General features: G+C 56.1%; 15 protein-coding genes and 1 pseudogene. 7 read left to right on the top strand and 9 right to left on the bottom strand.

Features of this window, described 5'->3' with window-relative positions; genetic code table 11:
- Positions 1-777 precede the first annotated feature (777 nt).
- The 3 genes and pseudogenes from ACZM8Y_RS14515 to ACZM8Y_RS14505 form a co-directional block, all read right to left on the bottom strand.
- Positions 778-940: pseudogene (locus tag ACZM8Y_RS14515) on the bottom strand (DUF711 family protein); the annotation flags it as partial.
- A gap of 257 nt (positions 941-1,197) precedes the next feature.
- A complete protein-coding gene (locus tag ACZM8Y_RS14510) occupies positions 1,198-2,574 on the bottom strand; it encodes a PFL family protein (RefSeq protein WP_302552403.1) in 1,377 nt (458 codons plus the stop codon).
- Positions 2,575-2,688: 114 nt separating this feature from the next.
- Positions 2,689-3,249, bottom strand: coding sequence for a glycine cleavage system transcriptional repressor (locus tag ACZM8Y_RS14505; RefSeq protein ID WP_302552402.1), 561 nt, complete (start codon positions 3,247-3,249; stop codon positions 2,689-2,691).
- A gap of 284 nt (positions 3,250-3,533) precedes the next feature.
- On the opposite strand from ACZM8Y_RS14505, the gene ACZM8Y_RS14500 reads away from it, so the two are divergent.
- The 3 genes from ACZM8Y_RS14500 to folD all read left to right on the top strand — a co-directional run bounded on the left by ACZM8Y_RS14500 (position 3,534) and on the right by folD (position 7,043).
- On the top strand, positions 3,534-5,309 hold the full coding sequence (locus tag ACZM8Y_RS14500) for a formate--tetrahydrofolate ligase (protein ID WP_302552401.1): 1,776 nt from the start codon (positions 3,534-3,536) through the stop codon (positions 5,307-5,309).
- 270 nt (positions 5,310-5,579) lie between these two features.
- Positions 5,580-6,119 carry a spermidine N1-acetyltransferase gene (gene speG, locus ACZM8Y_RS14495; RefSeq protein WP_302552400.1) on the top strand — a complete coding sequence of 180 codons (540 nt, stop codon included), beginning with the start codon at positions 5,580-5,582 and terminating at the stop codon, positions 6,117-6,119.
- A 33-nt stretch (positions 6,120-6,152) separates the two neighbouring features.
- Entirely contained in the window at positions 6,153-7,043 is an 891-nt protein-coding gene (gene folD, locus ACZM8Y_RS14490; RefSeq protein WP_482334528.1) for a bifunctional methylenetetrahydrofolate dehydrogenase/methenyltetrahydrofolate cyclohydrolase FolD, read from the top strand.
- Between the two features lie 314 nt (positions 7,044-7,357).
- On the opposite strand, the gene ACZM8Y_RS14485 is transcribed toward folD, so the two are convergent.
- Together ACZM8Y_RS14485 and miaB are read right to left on the bottom strand one after the other, a co-directional pair.
- Complete coding sequence (locus ACZM8Y_RS14485) at positions 7,358-8,041, bottom strand: histidinol phosphate phosphatase domain-containing protein (protein ID WP_482333974.1); 684 nt, start codon at positions 8,039-8,041, stop codon at positions 7,358-7,360.
- A gap of 181 nt (positions 8,042-8,222) precedes the next feature.
- Complete coding sequence (gene miaB, locus ACZM8Y_RS14480; RefSeq protein WP_482333976.1) at positions 8,223-9,584, bottom strand: tRNA (N6-isopentenyl adenosine(37)-C2)-methylthiotransferase MiaB; 1,362 nt, start codon at positions 9,582-9,584, stop codon at positions 8,223-8,225.
- A gap of 157 nt (positions 9,585-9,741) precedes the next feature.
- On the opposite strand from miaB, the gene ACZM8Y_RS14475 reads away from it, so the two are divergent.
- On the top strand, positions 9,742-10,512 hold the full coding sequence (locus tag ACZM8Y_RS14475) for a fumarylacetoacetate hydrolase family protein (RefSeq protein ID WP_308772221.1): 771 nt from the start codon (positions 9,742-9,744) through the stop codon (positions 10,510-10,512).
- Positions 10,513-11,455: 943 nt separating this feature from the next.
- Here ACZM8Y_RS14475 and ACZM8Y_RS14470 read toward each other — a convergent pair.
- Positions 11,456-12,715, bottom strand: a complete 1,260-nt coding sequence (locus tag ACZM8Y_RS14470; protein ID WP_482333979.1) for a dihydroorotase — start codon at positions 12,713-12,715, stop codon at positions 11,456-11,458.
- 15 nt (positions 12,716-12,730) lie between these two features.
- Positions 12,731-13,696, bottom strand: coding sequence for an aspartate carbamoyltransferase catalytic subunit (locus tag ACZM8Y_RS14465; RefSeq protein WP_302554751.1), 966 nt, complete (start codon positions 13,694-13,696; stop codon positions 12,731-12,733).
- Between the two features lie 334 nt (positions 13,697-14,030).
- On the opposite strand from ACZM8Y_RS14465, the gene hemW reads away from it, so the two are divergent.
- The 3 genes from hemW (at position 14,031) to ACZM8Y_RS14450 (ending at position 17,947) form a co-directional block, all read left to right on the top strand.
- Positions 14,031-15,176, top strand: a complete 1,146-nt coding sequence (hemW, locus tag ACZM8Y_RS14460; protein ID WP_482333981.1) for a radical SAM family heme chaperone HemW — start codon at positions 14,031-14,033, stop codon at positions 15,174-15,176.
- Positions 15,177-15,775: 599 nt separating this feature from the next.
- Positions 15,776-16,867 carry a M24 family metallopeptidase gene (locus tag ACZM8Y_RS14455; RefSeq protein WP_337431051.1) on the top strand — a complete coding sequence of 364 codons (1,092 nt, stop codon included), beginning with the start codon at positions 15,776-15,778 and terminating at the stop codon, positions 16,865-16,867.
- A gap of 9 nt (positions 16,868-16,876) precedes the next feature.
- Positions 16,877-17,947, top strand: coding sequence for a glycosyltransferase (locus ACZM8Y_RS14450; protein ID WP_482333983.1), 1,071 nt, complete (start codon positions 16,877-16,879; stop codon positions 17,945-17,947).
- Positions 17,948-18,013: 66 nt separating this feature from the next.
- Here ACZM8Y_RS14450 and ACZM8Y_RS14445 read toward each other — a convergent pair whose 3' ends face one another.
- Together ACZM8Y_RS14445 and ACZM8Y_RS14440 are read right to left on the bottom strand one after the other, a co-directional pair.
- Positions 18,014-19,144, bottom strand: a complete 1,131-nt coding sequence (locus ACZM8Y_RS14445; protein WP_482333985.1) for a glycosyltransferase family 4 protein — start codon at positions 19,142-19,144, stop codon at positions 18,014-18,016.
- Positions 19,141-19,698 carry a putative nucleotide-diphospho-sugar transferase gene (locus ACZM8Y_RS14440; RefSeq protein ID WP_489501828.1) on the bottom strand — a complete coding sequence of 186 codons (558 nt, stop codon included), beginning with the start codon at positions 19,696-19,698 and terminating at the stop codon, positions 19,141-19,143. The genes ACZM8Y_RS14445 and ACZM8Y_RS14440 overlap by 4 nt, the downstream gene beginning before the upstream one ends.
- Between the last annotated feature and the right edge of the window lie 127 nt (positions 19,699-19,825).

Here is a 19,825-nt window from a genome sequence, read left to right as displayed (position 1 = left end):
CCCCGAACCCCCATCCCCCTCTCTTCAAAGACTTTTGACGTTATAGAATCCCTGTTCATGCTTTTGGGGGAATGGAGGGAGGCCGTCTTTGTTAGGGCGTTTTCACGTTGGAAATGTTCTTCCGACTGCGGGAAGCAGGCGGTCGCTGCGAAGGCATAAGCGCAATGCATTTGTGCTGTTCAATCCCGGATCGGGCGTGCCTTACCCTTTACTATTGTAAATTTTTAACGTGGTTCTGCTATAGTATGTGGTTGTTTCATCTCTACAGTGCGGTGAAAAATAGAGCCTTTTTCCAGTTTTCCCTTTGGCGGGATTCACGGCTAAGGTTTTTTTCCGGTTATCCCTTTGGAGTTTCAAGGAAAAAAGCATCAACCATTTTCTATAACACAGCCTTTAAAGTTAATCTGCTCTAGGCGGGGTCATTGATTATATAATATATTGAAATTATTGATCTGTTTTTAAGTTACAAAATATTATTTTAATAATTTTAAATAATTATATATTGAATGATGACACGGCCTAATGAGGAGAGTGCAGCTCTGAAAATATTTGGGGCTTTCTCAGGAAAAGCAAGGAGACACAAAGCTAAAAGAATCCCGTAAATCCAAACAGCTTCGTGAGGATCGGCATTTTTCACTAGGTCGTGTCGTCAATTAAATATAATATATTGATACTATTTAACTATTTTAAACAATAAAATATTATTTTTAATGATTTAATATAGTTATATATAAAATGACGACACGGCCTAGGCTCTGTCATAGTATCCTGTTGTTTCATCTCTACAGTGATGATGCCGGAAATGGTGGCGGCGGACGTGTCGCCGGGGATGGCGATCATGTCGAGGCCGACGGGATCCGCCGGTCATAGCTTTGAGCTTTTCAAGGGACAGCGCGCCGGAACGGATGGCCGCCCCACTGCTGGAATCCTCGGAAGCCGGACGGTGAACATACAGCCTTTTTCTCCAGCTTTCCCCTTGGCGGAATCCCCGGCTAAGGCATTTTTCCTGGTAATTCCTTTGAAATTTTAAGGAAAAAGCATCAGCTATTTTCTATGATACAGCCTTTTACTATAGCCGGGAACCAATGCGGCGGGCGGCTGCACAGATGAAAGTCTTGGGAAGGGGAGGGATGGGGTTTGGGGAAGGGAGGGGGAACCTTTCTCCAGAAAGGTTCCCCCTCCCTTCCCCAATTCCCCTTAGTTCTTCAAGCTGTGGATCGGTGCGGGTATGCGCCCGCCGAGGCTGATGAAGGAGCTGGCGTCGCCGCCGGGCACGGGGATGATGTCGGCCTCGCCGAGCAGCCCGCCGAAGCAGGCCTTTTCGCCGACGCCCTTGCCGGGTACGGGGATGACGCGCACGGCGGTGGTCTTGGAGTTGATCATGCCGATAGCCATTTCGTCGGCGATGATGCCGGAAATGGTGGCGGCGGGCGTGTCGCCGGGGATGGCGATCATGTCGAGGCCGACGGAGCACACGCTGGTCATGGCTTCGAGCTTTTCGAGGGACAGCGCGCCGGAACGGGTGGCCGCCTCAATGCTGGAGTCCTCGGAAACCGGGATGAACGCGCCGGACAAGCCGCCCACATGGGAAGAGGCGAACGCGCCGCCCTTTTTGACGGCGTCGTTGAGCATGGCGAGCACGGCGGTGGTTCCGGGCGCGCCGATGGAGGACAGGCCCACGCTCTGGAAGATTTCGCCTACGGAGTCCCCCACGGCGGGCGTCGGGGCAAGGGACAGGTCCGCGACGCCGAAGGGCAGGTCGAGGCGCTGCGCCACTTCCTTGCCGATGATTTCACCGACGCGCGTTACCTTATAGGCCGTGCGCTTGATGACTTCGGCTACCTCGCCGAGCGTGAATTCGCCGGGCTTGTGGTTTTCCATCGCGCGGTCGATGGCTTTCTTGACCACGCCGGGCCCGGAAACGCCCACGTTGATCACCACGTCGGGCTCGCCCACGCCGAGGTACGCGCCCGCCATGAAAGGCACGTCCTGCGGGATGTTGGCGAACACCACCAGCTTGGCGCAGCCGAGGCCGTCACGGTCGCGGGTGGCTTCGGCGACGTCAAGGATGCGCTGGCCGAGCAGGGCCACGGCATCCATATTGATGCCGGATCGCGTCGAGGCCACGTTGATGGAGGAACAGATGCGATCCGTGGTGGCAAGGGCTTCCGGCAGCGCGTCGATAAGGTTGCGCTCGCCGGGCGTGATGCCTTTTTCCACCAGCGCGCCGAAGCCGCCGAGGAAATCGACGCCCGCGTCCTTGGCGGACTCGTCGAGCACTTGGCAGGCCCGTACCATCTGATCGCGGGAGAAGGACGCGCCCACCACCCCGATGGGGCTGACGCTGATGCGCTTGTTGACGACGGGGATGCCGAACTTGTCCCCCACCTCGTTGCAGGTGGCGACGAGTTTGGCGGCGTATTTGGCGATCTTGGCGCGCACCCGGTAGGCGAACACGTCGAAATCGTGGCTGGCGCAGTCGAAAAGGCTGATGCCGAGCGTCACGGTACGCACATCAAGGTGCTCGTTGCGCAGCATGTTCAGGGTGCTGAGGACTTCACGATCTGTAAGCATGGAAACTTCCTCCGGGAAGTTTGTTTTTGGCACGGATGGAGCCTCCCCGCCGCCTTGGGGGGAACCTGCGGGAAGGGGAGAGGTTGCCGTTGGCTTCGGGGCCCCGTATGGCCGCTAAACCGGCTGTACGCGGTGCAGGGCCTCGAAGATGTCGCGGTGCTGCATGCTGAGCTGGAGGCCCAGGGTGCGGGCTTTGTCCTTGAGGGTGCGGCGCAGGGCGTTGCGGTCGATTTCCATCGGCAGGGAGATCTCGAATACCAGCAAGGCGCGCTTTTCCTCCTCAGGCATGAGGGCCTTGAGGTTTTCGATGTTCACCTTCTGATCCGCAAAAATTTTGGAGAACGCGGCAATGATTTCAAAACGGTCTTCGCCGTCCACGGTCACGACGAAAGGTTCGCTCTCGGCGGAACCGGACGTATCGCCTTCCTCAAAATCGCGGATCGTGACCGAAAGGTGCATCCCGCGGGCTTCAATGGCTTTGGAAAGCTGGGTGTGGATGGTGCCGTTGTCCAGGCTTTCCTGTTTGTTGGCCACGAAAATGGCTGCAAACTGGTTCTTGAGGATAGTCTGGCTCACTTCTTCGATATTGCATTCAAGGGCCGAAAGGGTGCTGGACACGGCATAAACGACGCCGGGGCAATCCAGACCGATGACCGAAACAACGATTTTGCTCACAGATACCTCTCTCGGCAAGTCTTTGGCATTCCCCCAATAGGGCTCGGCGGCGGGGGAACCGGACGGAAACATTCCGTCAGTCTCTTTTGCCAGCCCTTACCCGCTGTTAGCAAGCAAAAAGTTTGGCGGCGGCCGGCGGTTCCGCCCCGGCCCCTTTAGGGAAATATGGCGACCGTATAAAAATTCCGCTGGAAAATTTTCGGAAAAGGTTATATGGGGAGTCAATCTTGTCGATGCCGACAGACTTTTTTTGATTTTCTTATTAAAAGAAAAAGGAGGCACTCATGGTGCTCGATCCGAAAAAACATGCTGACTGGGAAATCGCTCAGGATGCCGAAACCGGTATGAAAACCGTGCAGCAGCTTGGTCGTGATATGGGCCTCCTTGATAAAGAGCTCCTGCCTTACGGCCATGTGATGGGCAAGGTCGATTACCGGGCCGTGCTTGAGCGCCTCGGCGACAAGCCCAACGGCAAATATATTGATGTGACCGCCATTACGCCCACGCCCCTCGGCGAAGGCAAATCCACGACCACCATCGGCCTCGTGCAGGGCCTCGGACGCCGCAACAAGCGCGCTTCCGCCGCCATCCGCCAGCCTTCGGGCGGCCCCACGATGGGTGTGAAGGGCTCGGCCGCGGGCGGCGGGCTTTCCCAGTGCATCCCTTTGACGCAATATTCCTTGGGCTTTACCGGCGACATCAACGCCGTGATGAACGCCCACAACCTCGCTATGGTGGCGTTGACCTCCCGTATGCAGCACGAGCGGAACTACAACGATGAAAAGCTGCTCAAGCTGTCGGGGATGCCCCGCCTGAACATCGACCCCACCAATGTAAACATGGGCTGGGTCATGGACTTCTGCTGCCAGTCCCTGCGCAACATCATCATCGGCATGGACGGCACCAACGGGCGTTCTGACGGGTTCATGATGCGTTCCCGTTTCGACATCGCCGTGTCTTCCGAAGTCATGGCCATCCTCGCCATCGCCAAGGATTTGAAAGACCTCCGGCAGCGCATGGGCAAGATCATCGTGGCCTACGACCGTGACGGCAAGCCCGTGACCACCGCCGATCTCGAAGTGGACGGCGCGATGACCGCGTGGATGGTGGAAGCCATCAACCCGAACCTCATCCAGACCATCGAAGGCCAGCCCGTGTTCGTCCATGCCGGGCCGTTCGCCAACATCGCCATCGGGCAGAGTTCGGTCATTGCCGACCGCATCGGCCTCAAGCTGAATGAATACCATGTTACGGAGTCCGGTTTCGGCGCGGACATCGGGTATGAGAAATTCTGGAACCTCAAGTGCCACTACAGCGGCCTCACCCCGGATGCCGCCGTGGTCGTGGCGACCATCCGCGCGCTCAAGAGCCACGGCGGTGCGCCCGTGCCCGTGCCGGGACGCCCGTTGCCTGAGGAATACCGTACCGAGAACGTGGGGTTCGTGGAGGCGGGCTGCTGCAACCTGCTGCACCATATCGAGACGGTGAAACGTTCCGGTGTGTCGCCCGTGGTGTGCATCAACGCTTTTGTGACCGACACCAAGGCGGAAATCGCCAAAGTCCGTGAGCTGTGCGAAGCGGCCGGGGCGCGCGTGGCCCTGTCCACGCACTGGGAACACGGCGGCGAAGGCGCGCTGGAGCTGGCTGATGCCGTCATGGACGCCTGCAACGACAAGGCCGAATTCAAACCGCTGTACTCGTGGGACATGCCGTTCAAGGAACGTATCGAGCTGGTGGCCCGCGACGTGTACGGCGCGGACGGCGTGGACTTTTCCGCCGAAGCCTCCCGCAAGCTGGCCGACATCCAGAAGCGCGGCGACGCCAATGAGCTTGGCCTGTGCATGGTGAAGACGCACCTGTCCCTGTCCGACGATCCGGGCGTGAAGGGCGCTCCCAAGGGGTGGAGGCTGCGTATCCGCGACGTGCTCATCTTTGGCGGTGCGGGGTTTGTGGTGCCGGTTTCCGGCTCCATCACGCTCATGCCCGGAACGGGCTCCAATCCCTCTTTCCGCAGGGTCGACGTGGACGTCGAGACCGGCAGGGTGAAGGGCATTTTCTGATTTGAACAACAGCGGGAGGGGCGTCATCTGGAAAGGCGCCCCTCCTTTTCTTTCCCTCCGTCTTTCAAAGCCTTTTCCTCTCAGATTCCTTTCGGATGGCGCGGCGCGCTGCGGATGGGGTTTCACTCATTTTTTTTGTTGTGACCTGTCGGTAAGCTTGCTTTTTCCCTTCCTGATTCTATATGAGAGGCATTCCGGGTGCCGCCGAAAGGGGCGGGCGCTGCGGAGTTCACTCATCTTTCACTCAGGAATTCATTTTCCGGGCAAATTATGGCCGTTGACCCAACAATTCGATTGCGCCCGCTGGAGCGGGAGGATCTGCCGTTTATCCATCAGCTGGACAACAATGCCAGTGTGATGCGCTACTGGTTTGAGGAGCCGTATGAGGCGTTTGTGGAACTGACGGATCTGTATGACAAGCACATCCACGATCAGAGCGAGCGCCGTTTCATCGTCGAGCACGATAAGGCCAAGGTCGGCCTGGTCGAGCTTGTCGAGATCGATTACATCCACCGCAGGGCCGAATTCCAGATCATCATCGCCCCCGCGCACCAAGGGCTCGGCTACGCGGCGAAGGCCGTCCTGCTTGTCATGGACTATGCGTTTACGGTGCTCAACCTCTATAAACTGTACCTTATCGTGGATACGGAAAACAAAAAGGCCATCCACGTTTATAAGAAGCTCGGATTCGAGGTGGAAGGGGAATTGAAGCACGAGTTCTTCAGCAATGGGGAATACCGCAACGCCCTGCGGATGTGTACGTTCCAGACCGAGTATCTCGCGAAAAAGAAGGAACAGGCCGCGCAATAGGGCCTGACGGACACTCTGACCCAAGGACAGCACATGGCGGACATCATCAGCGGCACGGAGATGAGGGCGGCGATTCTTGACGAACTGCGTCAGGAAGTTGAGGCCATTCGGGAAAAGCACGGCACGGTTCCGGGCCTTGTGACCATTTTGGTCGGGGAAAACCCGGCTTCGATCAGTTATGTGACCTTGAAGGTGAAGACCGCGCTGTCGCTCGGCTTTCATGAGGTTCAGGACAACCAGCCCGCGGACATCAGCGAAGAGGCGCTTCTCGCGCTGATCGACAAGTACAACCGGGACCCGTCCATCCACGGCATCCTTGTCCAGCTTCCGCTCCCCAAGCATATCGACGAAAACAAGATCATTTACGCCATCGACCCGGACAAGGACGTCGACGGGTTCCATCCCGTCAATCTGGGCCGTATGGTTATCGGCGGCGATGCGGTGCGTTTCCTGCCCTGCACGCCTGCTGGGATTCAGGAGATGCTGGTGCGCTCCGGCGTCGAGATGGCCGGGGCCGAAGTCGTGGTCGTTGGCCGTTCCAACATCGTCGGCAAGCCCATTTCCATTATGCTTGGCCAGAAGGGGCCCGGCGCCAACGCCACGGTAACGATGGTTCACACCCGCACCCAAGACTTGGCGGGGCATTGCCGCCGGGCCGACATCCTGATCGTCGCGGCCGGCGTTCCCGGTCTGGTGAAGCCGGACTGGATCAAGCCCGGCGCGACGGTCATCGACGTGGGCGTCAACCGGGTGGGCTTCAACGAGAAGACGGGCAAGCCCATTCTTTCCGGGGATGTGGATTTTGCCGAGGCCAGCAAGGTGGCCGGGAAGATTACCCCCGTGCCCGGCGGCGTGGGGCCTATGACCATCGCCATGCTCATGAAGAACACCGTCCGTTCCGCGTGGCATCATTTGGGACGGTAGCGTTTGGGAGAAAGGCACGGGGGAGGGAGCTTTTTAAAAAAAGCTCCCTCCCCCGGACCCCCACCCGCAAAAACTTTGACTGGTGGGGAGGCGGCGCGGCGGAAGTTCCGTTGTGCCGTTTTTTTGTCGGAAAGGTTCTTGCCTGAGCTTATCGCGGCCTGCGTTTTCCGGGAAAAACGGGCAGCAGGGATCCGATAAGGCCGAAAGTCTTTGAAGAGAAGTGGGGGAGGGGAGAGGGAGGAGGAACGTGGGGGCCCCTTCTCCAGAAAGTTCCTCCTCCCCCTCCCCAATGTTTTTACATTAAAGCACCTGTTTTATGGGCGCAGCAGCTTCTGCACAAGTTTCCTTTCGGTCACATGGAGGCGCGAAAGCCCTTCGGCATCAAGGCCCGCACCGAGGGCGGCGGCCTTGCGCAGTGCCTGCGTGACGTCGGGGGATTCAAAGTCGGCTGAACCGGAAGCGTCGGAGTTAAGCAGCAGTTCGCAGCCGAAGCGTTCGGCCATGCGGACGATATGCCCATTGGCGAGGCAGTGCCGGGGGGCCGTGTTCAATTCCAGCAACACGCCTTTCTCGGCGGCGAGCTGGGCATCCTCCACCGTAATCAGGCCGGGATGGGCCAAAATATCCACGCCCGCATTGATGGCGGCGAGGTTCGTTCCCGTCTCCACCACATCGGCAAGCTGGCGGGGGATGCTTTCGCCGTGCGCAAGAACCAGTGCGGCACCTTGATCCCGCGCCTGTTCAACGGCATCAGGCAGGAGGGCGGGGGGGACATGCACCAGCTCCACCCCGGCGAAAGCTTCGATGCCCGCGTACAGGGAGCAGGTTTTCACCAGCGTTTTGAGCGAGGGAAGCAGAAGCGGCAGGGTCGAGGTATCGGCCCGGACGATCAGGCCGACGGCCCGGAACCCCGCGCATTTCGCCAGACGCATGGCTTCCGAGGGCAGCAGCCCGTCCCGCCCGCCCGAACAGTTCACATGGATATGGAAGTCGAACATGGTGCTCCTTCCGCTTTAGGGGATTGCACTTTGAAGGGTATCCCTTGCCAAAGAAAGCCGGTTCCGGGAAACGCTGGGGCAATACATACGATACATTGGAAGGGGAGAGGCCGCACAGCCTGCTTGAGGGAAGGGAGGGAAAAGATTTCTGGGGAACATTTCCCTCCTTCCTTTCAAGGGGTTATCCTTTGGCTTTGCCTACCAAAGAATGTTTCTTTGCGGTTACAATGGCGACGGGCACGATGAGGCCGGGTTTGCCGGTTCCGGTAGGCAAGGAGACGTTGACGGCGTCGCCCCATGGGTCGCGCCCCTGCCAGCTTTCCCTGTCGGCGTCTTCGCCGTCCTGCTTGCGGCTGATCCCTTCGAGCAGGATATCCGTTTCACAGCCCACGCGGGCCTTGAGCCATTCAGCGGAAAGCTCCTCCTGCAAGGCCTGAAGGCGTTCGAGGCGGCGCAGCTTTTCGGCGGGCTCGACCTTGTCGGTGTGGCGGCTGGCGGCGGTTCCGGGGCGGTCGGAATAGCAGAAGGAGAAGCTCGACATGAAGTTGACCGCACGCACGGCGTCCAGCGTTTCTTGAAATTGCCCTTCCGTTTCGCCGGGAAAGCCGACGATGAGATCCGTGGACAGGGCGATGTCGGGGCGTGCGGCGCGGAGCCCTTCCACAAGCGCCATGTAGCGGGCCATGTCATACTTGCGGTTCATGCGGGCCAGCACGCGATCCGATCCGGCTTGGAGCGGCAAGTGCAGGCGCGGGCAGAGGTTCGGCACTTCCCCGAACATGGCGATGACCTCCGGGGAGAGATCTTTAGGATGCGGGGTCACGAAACGCAGCCGGGCGAGGCCGGGCAGCTCCGATACCCGGCGTAGAAGCTGCGCGAACGACGTGCCGCCGGAAGCGTGCTTATCGAGGCCGTAGGAGTTCACATTCTGGCCGAGCAGGGTGATTTCCTTCGCGCCGCTGTCGATGAGCGCCCGGCATTCGTCAAGGATGGCCCCGGCGTCGCGGGATTTCTGGCGGCCCCGCGTGAAGGGGACGATGCAGTAGGTACAGAAGTTGTCGCAGCCCTGCATGATGTTGACGAAAGCCACCGGCGGGATCTCGCCTTCGCCTTGCGCGGGCAGGGCGGGATCGCGTTCCGGGTAGATTTCGGAAAAGTCGGTGAGGTTCAGGCGCAGGGAAGGATCGCGATACAGCCGTTCGATGGCTTCGGGAGCCGTGGCGAGGCCGTCGCCGCCCACGACCAGCCGCACTTGCGGGAAACGCCCGAAGAAGCCCGCGCCGATCTGCTGGGCCACGCATCCTGCGACCACGGCAAACGAGCCGGGCACGCGGCGGGTTTCATATTTGATGCGCCCAAGCGCGGCATAGACTTTTTGTTCCGGTTTGTCGCGCACCGAGCAGGTGTTGAGGATGACGATTTCCGCCTTTTCAAGGGGCGATTCGACGAAACCCCGGCGTTGCAGGGATCTGGCGAGCCAAAACGAGTCGTTGACGTTCATCTGGCAGCCAAACGTGATGATATGGAAAGTGCCTTGCGCCATCGGGAGATGCTCCATGTGTCGCGGTAAACGCGGGAATGTTGAGGGGTTCGGGAAGGAATAAGGCATCCCGGCATCCGGCGCAACCCCGTTTCATTGCGTTCGGGCGTGCGCTGGCGTATCTTGGGGCCAGTTTTACAAGGCAAACAAGGAGCGTTCCATGCGGATCATACGGGTCGAACACGGCGGCACAGCGTATTACGGCGTTCTTGAAGACGGACTGGTCTTCCGTCTGCACAAACAGCCGGGGCACATGGAACCCATCCCGCTTTCCGAGGCGAAGGTGCTTCCTTTGGTAACGCCTTCCAAGGTCATTTGTGTCGGGCTCAACTACAAGGCGCACGCTGAGGAGCTTGGGTATCCCCTGCCCAACATGCCGAGTTTTTTCCTTAAGCCGCCGAGCAGCATTATCGGCAACGGCGAACCGATCGTATTGCCTTCGGGCATGGGCCGCATCGAGCATGAGGCGGAGCTGGCGATGGTCGTAGGCAAGGTATGCCGCAACCTGACGCCGGAGGAGGCGGAGGGGAGCCTGTTCGGGTTCACCTGCGCCAACGATGTGACGGCCCGCGAGGTGCAGAAGGCCGATCCGCTCATCGGGCACTGCAAGTCCTACGATACGTTTTGTCCCATCGGCCCGTGGGTTGAGACCGAGCTTGAGGACATCAACGATCTTTCCATCCGCTGCCTTGTGAACGGCGAAACCCGCCAATCCGCGAATACCGGGGACATGATTTTCCGTCCTCTGGATTTGCTCTGCTTCCTTTCCCGCGTCATGACGCTGATGCCCGGAGACGTCATCCTTACGGGGACGCCGCCCGGCATTTCGCCTATTCAGGCGGATGACGTCGTGCAGGTGTCCATCGAAGGCATCGGCACCCTCTCCAACCCCGTCGAAGGCCCCGGCCCGGAAGAGAAGATTTTACAGTAGGCGGGAAGGGGAGAGGATAGGGAAGAAGATTGGAGGGGGCGGGGAAACCTTTCTAGAGAAAGGTTTCCCCGCCCCCTCCAAACCACCCCCACCCCTTCCAAAGATTTTCGACTGGTGGGGAGGCCGCGCGACAGGAGTTCGTTCCGGCAAAAGGTGGAAAACGGGAGGTGGACTGCGAAAAGTTTTTTGCTGACCGCCGTTCACGTTATCATAAGGAAAGCCGCCTGAACATATTCGGTTCAGGCGGCTTTTTTCGTGACTCCGTTATGGGATATGATTGTTTCATCTTCAGAGAATAACGGAACTCCAGCCTTTTTATCCCGGTTTTCCGTTGATGGGTTTCATGGCTGAGAAGCTTTGCTGATGGCTGTGTTTAAGTTTGTGGTTGATACAAGATTCCAACTGGAAAGGAAGAGTTTTTTGGAAATTATTTGGAGGTCTCGCAACAATTCTCCAAAACTGGATTTCATGGAATGAACAAAAAATGAGAGAGGCCCACATCACCAGACGTGGAACGATCTTTTATCTGTTGATTTTTCATTGACAAAATCATCAACCGTAAAATTAAGCACAGCCTTGCTGATTATCCTTTTGGCACTTTAAAAAGCATCAGCGTTTTCTGTGACACAGCCTTTTGGATTTGGCTGTGTCATAGAAAACGGTGGATGTTTTTTCTCGAAGTTCCAAAGGAATAACCAGCAAAATGCCTCAGCCATAGATCTAGACAAGGGGAAAACCGGATAAAAAGGCTGTATTTTTCACAGCGCTGTGGAGGTGAAGCAACCACATGCCATGATACAGCCTTCTTGTTTATGGGGAAAGCGTCGAACAGGGATTCGATAACGTCAAAAGTCTTTGGAAAGGGAGGGATGGGGTTTGGGGAAGGGAGGGAAAAGCTTTTCTTCAGAAAAGTTTTCCCTCCCTTCCCCAATATCCACTTTCCCTACACAATCTTCACGCCGCCGATCCAGTGGGCGGCGACGCGGCCCTTGAGGGTCTGGCCGAGCCACGGGGTATTGTGGCTCTTGGAGTAGAGGGCTTCGGGCGTAACCTGCCATTCGAGGTCGGGATCGAAAAGGAAGAAGTCAGCGGGCGCGCCGGGCTCGAAGGTGTTGACCGGCAGGTTGAACACGCGGCCGGGCTCCGTGGCCCAGAGACGGATGAGGTCGGCTTCGGTCAGCACGCCTTCGCGGACAAGCCCGTAGGTGATGGTCAGGGCGAGATCCATGCCCGTGAAGCCGTTGGGCGCTTCGTCAAAGGGCGTTTCCTTTTCGTGCGCGGCGTGCGGGGCGTGGTCGGTGGCAAGCATGTCGATGACGCCGGTCTTCACGGCTTCGCGCATGGCGGCGACGTCGGCGGGCGTACGCAGCGGCGGGTTTACCTTGGCGAGCGTGTTGTAGCCGTTCACGGCGGTATCGTCGAGCGTCAGGTAGTGCGGGGTCGTCTCGGCGGTCACCTTGACGCCGCGCGATTTGCCCCATGCGATGATGTCCACCGTGCGCTTGGCGGAAACGTGCGCGATGTGCACGGGCACGCCGAGATACTCAGCCAGCAGGATGCTGCGCGAAGCCTGAATGGTTTCGGCCACGTCGGGCTGGCCTTTGATGCCGAGGACGCCGCTGGTCACGCCTTCGTTCATGTGCGACTTGGCGGCAAGATAGGGATCTTCGCAGTGGTCGATGACGATGAGATCGAGATCGGCGGCGTATTCCAGCATCCGGCGGAAGATTTCGGTATTGCCTACCGGGCGTCCGTCATTGGAGATGGCGACGCATCCGGCGTCCTTGAGTTCGGACATGCGGGTGAGTTCCTCTCCTTTGAGGCCGACGGTGGCCGCCCCGATGGGATGGACGCGGGGGCCGTTGGGCCACGAGCGGCGGGCGGATTCAAGGATCTGTTCCGTTACCGCGGCGTCGTCGTTGACCGGATCGGTGTTCGCCATGCAGAGGATGGCCCCGAACCCGCCGTGCGCGGCGGCGCTGAGGCCCGTGGCTACGGTTTCCTTCCATTCATAGCCGGGCTCGCGCAGGTGGGTATGCACGTCAATGAAGCTCGGAAACAGGATTTTCCCAGCGGCGTCCACGACTTCGGCGTCGGCGGGAGCATCAATGGAAGGGCTGAGGGACTGCACCTTGCCGTCGGCGACGAGCAGATCCACGGAGTCGCCCAGATAGCGGGCGTTTTTGATAAGAAGGGAGGACATCGGCGATCTCCGTTGTTAGAGGTTGTCCCTGATGTCGGGACGGGTGGCGAGGAGGTAAAGGACAGCCATACGAACCGAAACCCCGGCGGAGACCTGATCGAGGATCAGCGACTGGGCGCTGTCCGCCAGAGCGTCGGAAACGTCGAGCCCGCGCAGGATGGGGCCGGGGTGCATGATGTGCGCGCCGGGCTTGGCCAGTTCCATATGGGCCGGGGTGAGGCAGAAGCGTTTGGAATATTCGCGCAGGTCGGGGAGCAGGCCCGCCTGCTGGCGTTCGAGCTGGAGGCGCAGGCACATGACGGCATCCATGTCGCGCACGGCTTTCTTGCTGTCCGTGCAGACCGTGACGGGCCAGTTGTCCACGCCCGCGGGCAGGAGGGTGCGCGGGGCGCACAGGCTGACGTTCACGCCGAGCTTGGTGAGCAGCAGCACGTTGGAGCGGCAGACGCGGCTGTGGGCGCAGTCGCCGAGGATAAGCAGGTTTTTGCCTTTGAAGGCGTTCCGGTCGTGCCCCCAGACTTGGCGCAGGGAGAAGGCGTCGAGCAGGGCCTGGGTGGGGTGCGCGTGCCAGCCGTCCCCGGCGTTGACCACGCCGCAGTGCAGGCGTTCGGCGAGGAACTGGGCCGCGCCGCTGCTGGAGTGGCGGATGACGATGACATCAGGGTTCATGGCCTGAAGGGTCAGGGCCGTATCCTTCATGCTTTCGCCTTTCTGGAGGCTGGAACCGGATTTCGCCAGCCCGAAGGTGTCGGCGGAAAGGCGCTTGCCCGCCATGTCGAAAGAGGTCTTGGTGCGGGTGCTCGGTTCGGCGAAGAAGAGGACGACGCTTTTTCCCTTGAGGATAGGGACTTTCTTGACTGGCCGTGAGTTGATTTCGTGCAGGTTTGCGGCAGTATCGAGCAGGTGGAAAAGTTCTTCCTGCGTCAACTGATCCACATCCAGCAAGTCTTTGTGGGGCCAATGGAAGGTTTCCTGTTGCATGGCGGCTTCTCGCGGGTTGACGTTGGAGCCTGTCGTCTCGGCAGGCCGATGGCGTATCGGCGGAAAACGGAAAAGCTCAAAAAAAACCCCGCTGGAGCAACGGGGAATAGAGAGAAGCCGGGGCAATGCCGTTTCGGAGGGCTTCGGGGTATTCGCAGCGGCGGAGGGTGAAGGACATTCGGCTTCTCTGAGATGTTTGACGTTTTTTGGGTGTATGCCCACACGGTACGATATGCGGGCTGCCCCTTGATGTAAAGTTTTTTTTGTATGGGTTTGTGCCGGGGCGCAAAACGGGATAAGAGAGGCCATCCCGTGAACCGTACCCGGAGTATTTATGCTTTTGTATATCCATGTGCCGTTCTGCCGCCGCAAATGCCGGTACTGCGCTTTCTATTCCAACCCATTGGCCCGTTCGGGCGATGAAGTGGGCGTGTATCTTTCAGCGCTGCATGCCGAGCTGGGGCAGTGGGGGGGGCGTCTCGGCCGGGTGCCCGTGGAGAGCGTTTTCTTCGGCGGCGGCACGCCAAGCCTGCTTGAGCCGGATCAAGTGGCTGGCGTGCTGGATTGCGTGGGACGGACGTTTGAAGTGCTGCCCGGAGCGGAAATCAGCATGGAAGCGAACCCGGATTCCCTGCATACGGCGGAAAAGGCAAGCGGTTTTTTGGCGGCGGGCGTCAACCGGATTTCGCTCGGCGTGCAGTCGCTGCATGAAGGGATGCTGGAAACGCTCGGACGGCTGCACAGGGCGGATGCGGCGCGGGAGGCGTTCCGGGCCATACGGGAAGCGGGCTGCGCCAATTTGAGCCTTGACCTGATGTGGGGCCTGCCGGGGCAGACGCTGGGGCAATGGCTGGACGATGTGCGCGCGGCAATCGCGCTTGGGCCGGAGCATGTTTCCGCATATGGGCTGACTCTTGAGCCGGGGACGCCTCTCGCGGAGTCCTGTGGGGATGCGGATCTCCCTTCGGAAGACGTACAGTGCGCCATGTACCTTGAAGGCATCCGGCTGTTCGAGGAGGCCGGGCTGCATCATTATGAGGTATCCAACTTTGCCGGGGATGGTTTCCGGTGCCGCCACAATCTGGGGTACTGGGAAGGCCGGGACTATCTGGGGGTCGGCCCTGCGGCGACGTCCACGATCGGCGGGGAGCGCTGGACGAATCCAGAGGGGGAAGGGTGGCTGGAGCAGGTGCGTGAAGGGCGCCGCTGCCCTGAGCGGGAGCCTTTGGATCGGATGACGCAGGCTCTGGAACTCATGATGCTGCGCCTGCGAACCGTGGACGGCTTGCCGCTGGATGCCTATGAATCCTTGGCCGGACGCCCGTTTATGGAAGATCACGGGCCGTTCGCCCTCCGCCTTTGTGCTGAGGGGTTGGCCCGGATGGGGAACGGCGTGTTCCGGCTGACGGATGAAGGGATGCTTGTTTCCAACAGTATCCTCAGTGAACTTTTTGAAGAGGAACCCAACAGCGTGGGATGAGGTTCCATCGGGGAGGGGGAACGCCCTTTATAATGATAAAGGTTGTGTCCTAGAAAATGGTTGATGCTTTTTTCCTTGAAGTTCCAAAGGAATAACCGGCAAAATGCCTTGGCTATGAATTCCGTCAAGGGAAAAGATGGAGAAAAAGTCTGCATTTTCACCGTGTTGTAAAGATGGAGCAACCATATACTATGACAGAGCCATGATAAAAAGGGGGTTCCCATACCCCTTCGGGACATTCACCTTTTCGATGATTTTTTAAAGGCTGTGCCATAGAAAGCGGTAGATGCTTTTTTCTTTGAAGTTCCAAAGAGATAACCAACAAAATGTTTTAGCTGTGGATTCCGCCAATGGGAAAGCCTGATAAAAAAGCTGTAGTTTCAGCATGCTGTGGAGATGAAACAACCACATGCCATGACAGAGCCTTTTTAAAAAATTCATTTTGAATTTCAGATAGTTGAAATACGCTTTTCATTGCAAAAGCGAATGTCTCCCCCTTCGCCTCGCTGGACAAGGGGGGTATGCCCGTATATGGTATTTGCTTGTGTATGCTTCAGCGTATTTATTGAAAATATTTATAAAAACAAACGGATGCGATTATGTCCGAACAGATGTGCGAACAGCGCCGCGAACGCCTGCGCGCGTTGATGCGGGAACAGGGAATCGAGGCGCTTTTGATCAGCCACGCGGCGAACCGGTATTATCTCTCCGGTTTTGAGCTGCATGACGTGCAGTTGAACGAAAGCGCGGGCCGCCTGATTGTGATGGCGGACGGCAAAGACTGGATTTTGACGGATTCGCGCTATCTGGACGCGGCCCGGCGGCTGTGGGAGCCTGAGCGGGTTTTCATCTACGGTGCGGACGCGCCGGAAGAGATTGCCAAGCTCTTGAAAGGGCTTGTGCCCGGCAAAACCATCGGCTTTGAAGCCCGCGCCGTCACGTTGGCGTTTTATGAGAAGTTTGCGGAAGCGCTGGCGGGATCGAGCTGCCGCCTTTCAAAGGCTGACGGTCTGGTCGAACGGCTTCGCGTGATCAAAGATGCGGAAGAGATTCGGCGCATGGAGGTTTCCTGCCGCCTGAACCAGCAGATGATGGAGTGGCTGCCCGGCGTGCTCGTGCCCGGACGAAGCGAGGCCGCCGTCTCGTGGGATATTGAAATGTTTTTCAGGCATCACGGGGCGACCGAGCTGGCCTTCACGAGCATTGTGGGGCATGGCCCCAACGCGGCGCTCCCGCACTACCTGCCTTCCAAAGATGTCCTTTTGGAGGCGGAAAACCTTGTGCTGGTGGATGTGGGATGCCGTCTGGAGGACTACTGTTCCGATCAGACCCGGACTTTCTGGATCGGCGAAAAGCCGACGGATCGATTCAAAAAGACACTGGAGGCCGTGCAGGAAGCGCAGCGCAAGGCTATCCGGGCCATCCACCCCGGCGTTCCGGCCTGTGATGTATATAAGGCAGCCAGAGGGCACTTCGAGTTTTTGGGCGTTGCCGAAGCCTTTACGCATGGGCTCGGACATGGCGTCGGGCTGGAAACCCATGAGGGGCCGAGCCTCAACGGACGCAACAAAACCCCGCTGGAGCCCGGAATGATCGTGACCGTGGAGCCCGGCCTGTACTTCCCCGAATGGGGCGGGATCCGCTGGGAACATATGGTGCTGGTCACTGAAGACGGCTGCCGGGTTCTGTAAGGTGGGCGCGTGAACATCGCTTTTGTGAACGCCACGTTTGGATGGGGCGGCGTAAAAACTTGGTACCTGCAATTTGCAGAGCGCCTTGCTCAGCGCGGTAATCATGTCTTCGTATATGGCAGGCAGCCTGAATTTATTGAAGCGGCAAAAAAACGGGTGGGGCACGGCGAACAGGTTTCCTTTGGCGCGGATTTGAATCCATCAGCAGTCCGTTTTTTTTATAATATATTTAAAAAGCACGATATTGATGTCGTCATAACGAATATAGGAAAGGACATTGCGACGGCTGGGGTTGCCGCGCGGCTGTTGAAGATTCCGGTCGTACAAAGGATCGGCCTGCCGGAGGATATTCCTTATCGGTTAAAAACCCGGTTGCTGCATGCTTGGATACGTCCAGCTTTTCTTTGTCCATGCCGCTTCATCGCTGAAGGTTTCATCAAGAGCCTCCCCTATATAAAAGCTGAAGACGTTCATGTCGTTCTGAATGGCAAAAAAGCCTCAAGTGTTCCTCTGGAATTGCACCACCCCCGGCGCTTGGTATGCACGCAGCAGCTTGAGCCCGATAAGGGGCATGACATGTTGCTGCGGGCATTATCCCAAGTTTCGGAGCCCTTTGAGCTGCATATATGGGGCAAGGGCAGAGAAGAAGAGCCGTTGCGCCGACTCACGCAAAGGCTGGGACTGTCTGATCGCGTCGTCTGGCATGGGTTTTCCACGAATGTCATGGATGAGCTGCAAACTGGGGATATCTTTCTGCTGGCCTCCTATTCTGAAGGCTTACCCAACACATTGCTGGAAGGGATGGCTGCGGGATTGTTGCCGATTACCCGTGAAGTTGGGGGTGTCGCTGAAGTAATCCCCGATGGGTTGCGGCGGTGGATGTTGCCTTATGAAGCAAAGGAAGAGCTTTTTGCGGAATCCATCAGTGCTGCTATAAACCTTCCAGATATGGAGCTGTTGAAACTGCGCGAATACGCACGCGAAGCCTGCAGGGAGAGCTTCGACATTGATATTCAGGCGGAAAAGTTGGAAAACTGGCTGTGCCGTCAGTTCGACGCCGTATATCCCTTTAGGGAATGACGTTCGGTTGCGTACGGCATACTTTTTTGACAGTCTCCATAATTGTGAGAAGCGCTATATAAATTATTAGCTTATTACCTGTTGCATGAAGTGCATAATACCTTGAGCACGAGATTCCCAAGAGAATTTTTCTGCATAATGACGGTTTTCCTGTTGCATTGTGATGAGGTGCTGCGGAAAATCTCCTAGCTTTTGGATAGCGGCTGCCAAGCCTTCTGGTGTAACTTCATGAGCGAACACAGCATTTTTTTCAGAAGTCAAAATATGTTGCAAATGGGGCATCGGAGTACAAACGATGGGCAGCCCCATTGCAAGGGATTCTGCAAGCTTAAGAGGTGAAAGAAATTGATTTTTCATAATGGAGGGGATAACGGAAATGTGCACTCCCTGCATTGCATGGGGAAGGGAAGCATGCTCAACATGCCCCATAAATTGTATGCGTGAAGCGGCATTTCCGGCGAGCTCACAAAGGTTATTACGTACTTGTTCGTCACATTGCCCGATTAGGCGTAAATAGTAGCGCTCTGGAAGCTTACGAAATGCCTCAAGAAGAAGGAAAATGCCTTTCTCGGGAATGAGCTTCCCAAAATAACCAAGTATAACCTTTGAGGTGGGGATAGAATATTTACAATCTGAAAAAGTTGCAATATTCACACCTGATGGTGCAATGTAGATAGGCGTTTGTATATTAAATACGGATTTTGCTTGTTTTGCTAGCAGTTCGTCAATAAAAATCAATCCGGTAAGCTGAGAAAATAATTTTGCTGTTTTTTTTCGCGAATTGTTATCAAAATCTGAATTCCCTGTAAGATCGAAATCAAATTTATGCACTTCGTGGAAAAGAGGCGCTACTGGTACTTTGAGATGTCTTAGCAAATGAGAGCGTAAAGCTTCTGTTCCCTCCCGTGTATAAAGTACTACATCTTTTTTAGTAATAATATTTTTCATCAACCATAGATTATATTTAAGGCCACGCAACTTTTGCGAGGTGAAGAGTATCCGATCAGAGTATGCAGAAAAATTTATTCCATAATAATTTTTGAGAAATAAATTTCTATCATCAATGGTATCGTTAAATGAAAAAAAAGCATTTGTATTTGTATTACAATGATAAAAAGCCGCTACCATGTTTACTCCCTGAATCATGTTTGCGGAATTATCAGGGAATCGAAATTTTTTTGCATAAATAAGATTCATAGTTTTTCTCTTTTGATGATATTGTTATATAAAATATTATATTTTCTATATAACGATATTACTGATTGAAAAATATTAGGAAAGAGAGACTGTGCTTTTGCATACTGTTGATATTTTTTAAAAGCTTTCTCATTCCGTCCTGCATTTTTAAAATGTAAAAGTTTTCCCGTTTTACAGGCAACATCATTATATATTTCTGCTTCCAGAAGAAGAATATTTAAGTCATTCCATTTTTGAATATGCTTTGCTTCAAGTAAATTTATTTGATCAGAAAAAATATCGCTGAGAGCCTTCTGATCTGTCGTGTCGGGATCGCAACATTTTTTCTCCCAAAGTAAAAGTAATTCCTTTACGCTGTTTGTATTTCTAAAGAAAAGAACGCCTGCATTTATAAAACCATTTGTATAATATTCTTTTTTCCTTTCTTTTCTATGTCTTGGTGTTATTGCAATGTCAATATCTTTGAAAAGAGTATGGTCAAATACTGATGTAAAAAGGGTATCCGCGTCAACATAAAGAATATTCTTATTGTGATGTAATAAACAATCAAGTATACATGACGGTTTATGGGTTGTTTGAATGAGGGTGTTGATAAACTAATGACTTCGCGACATTTATGTGCGATAAGATTACATGAACGAAAAACCGCCATGCCCTAAATGTCAATCAATAGAAGTCGTC

The sequence above is a fragment of the Bilophila sp. genome (assembly GCF_057864385.1).
This window is presented reverse-complemented; position numbering and strand designations above follow the sequence as displayed.

Coding starts and splice junctions, on each gene's coding strand:
- ACZM8Y_RS14455 (WP_337431051.1), top strand. CDS start 15,776: ATGTCCGAACAGATGTGCGAACAGCGCCGCGAACGCCTGCGCGCGTTG.
- ACZM8Y_RS14470 (WP_482333979.1), bottom strand. CDS start 12,715: ATGTCCTCCCTTCTTATCAAAAACGCCCGCTATCTGGGCGACTCCGTG.
- miaB (WP_482333976.1), bottom strand. CDS start 9,584: ATGGCGCAAGGCACTTTCCATATCATCACGTTTGGCTGCCAGATGAAC.
- folD (WP_482334528.1), top strand. CDS start 6,153: ATGGCGGACATCATCAGCGGCACGGAGATGAGGGCGGCGATTCTTGAC.
- ACZM8Y_RS14475 (WP_308772221.1), top strand. CDS start 9,742: ATGCGGATCATACGGGTCGAACACGGCGGCACAGCGTATTACGGCGTT.
- speG (WP_302552400.1), top strand. CDS start 5,580: ATGGCCGTTGACCCAACAATTCGATTGCGCCCGCTGGAGCGGGAGGAT.
- ACZM8Y_RS14500 (WP_302552401.1), top strand. CDS start 3,534: ATGGTGCTCGATCCGAAAAAACATGCTGACTGGGAAATCGCTCAGGAT.
- ACZM8Y_RS14485 (WP_482333974.1), bottom strand. CDS start 8,041: ATGTTCGACTTCCATATCCATGTGAACTGTTCGGGCGGGCGGGACGGG.
- ACZM8Y_RS14445 (WP_482333985.1), bottom strand. CDS start 19,144: ATGAATCTTATTTATGCAAAAAAATTTCGATTCCCTGATAATTCCGCA.
- hemW (WP_482333981.1), top strand. CDS start 14,031: ATGCTTTTGTATATCCATGTGCCGTTCTGCCGCCGCAAATGCCGGTAC.
- ACZM8Y_RS14510 (WP_302552403.1), bottom strand. CDS start 2,574: ATGCTTACAGATCGTGAAGTCCTCAGCACCCTGAACATGCTGCGCAAC.
- ACZM8Y_RS14465 (WP_302554751.1), bottom strand. CDS start 13,696: ATGCAACAGGAAACCTTCCATTGGCCCCACAAAGACTTGCTGGATGTG.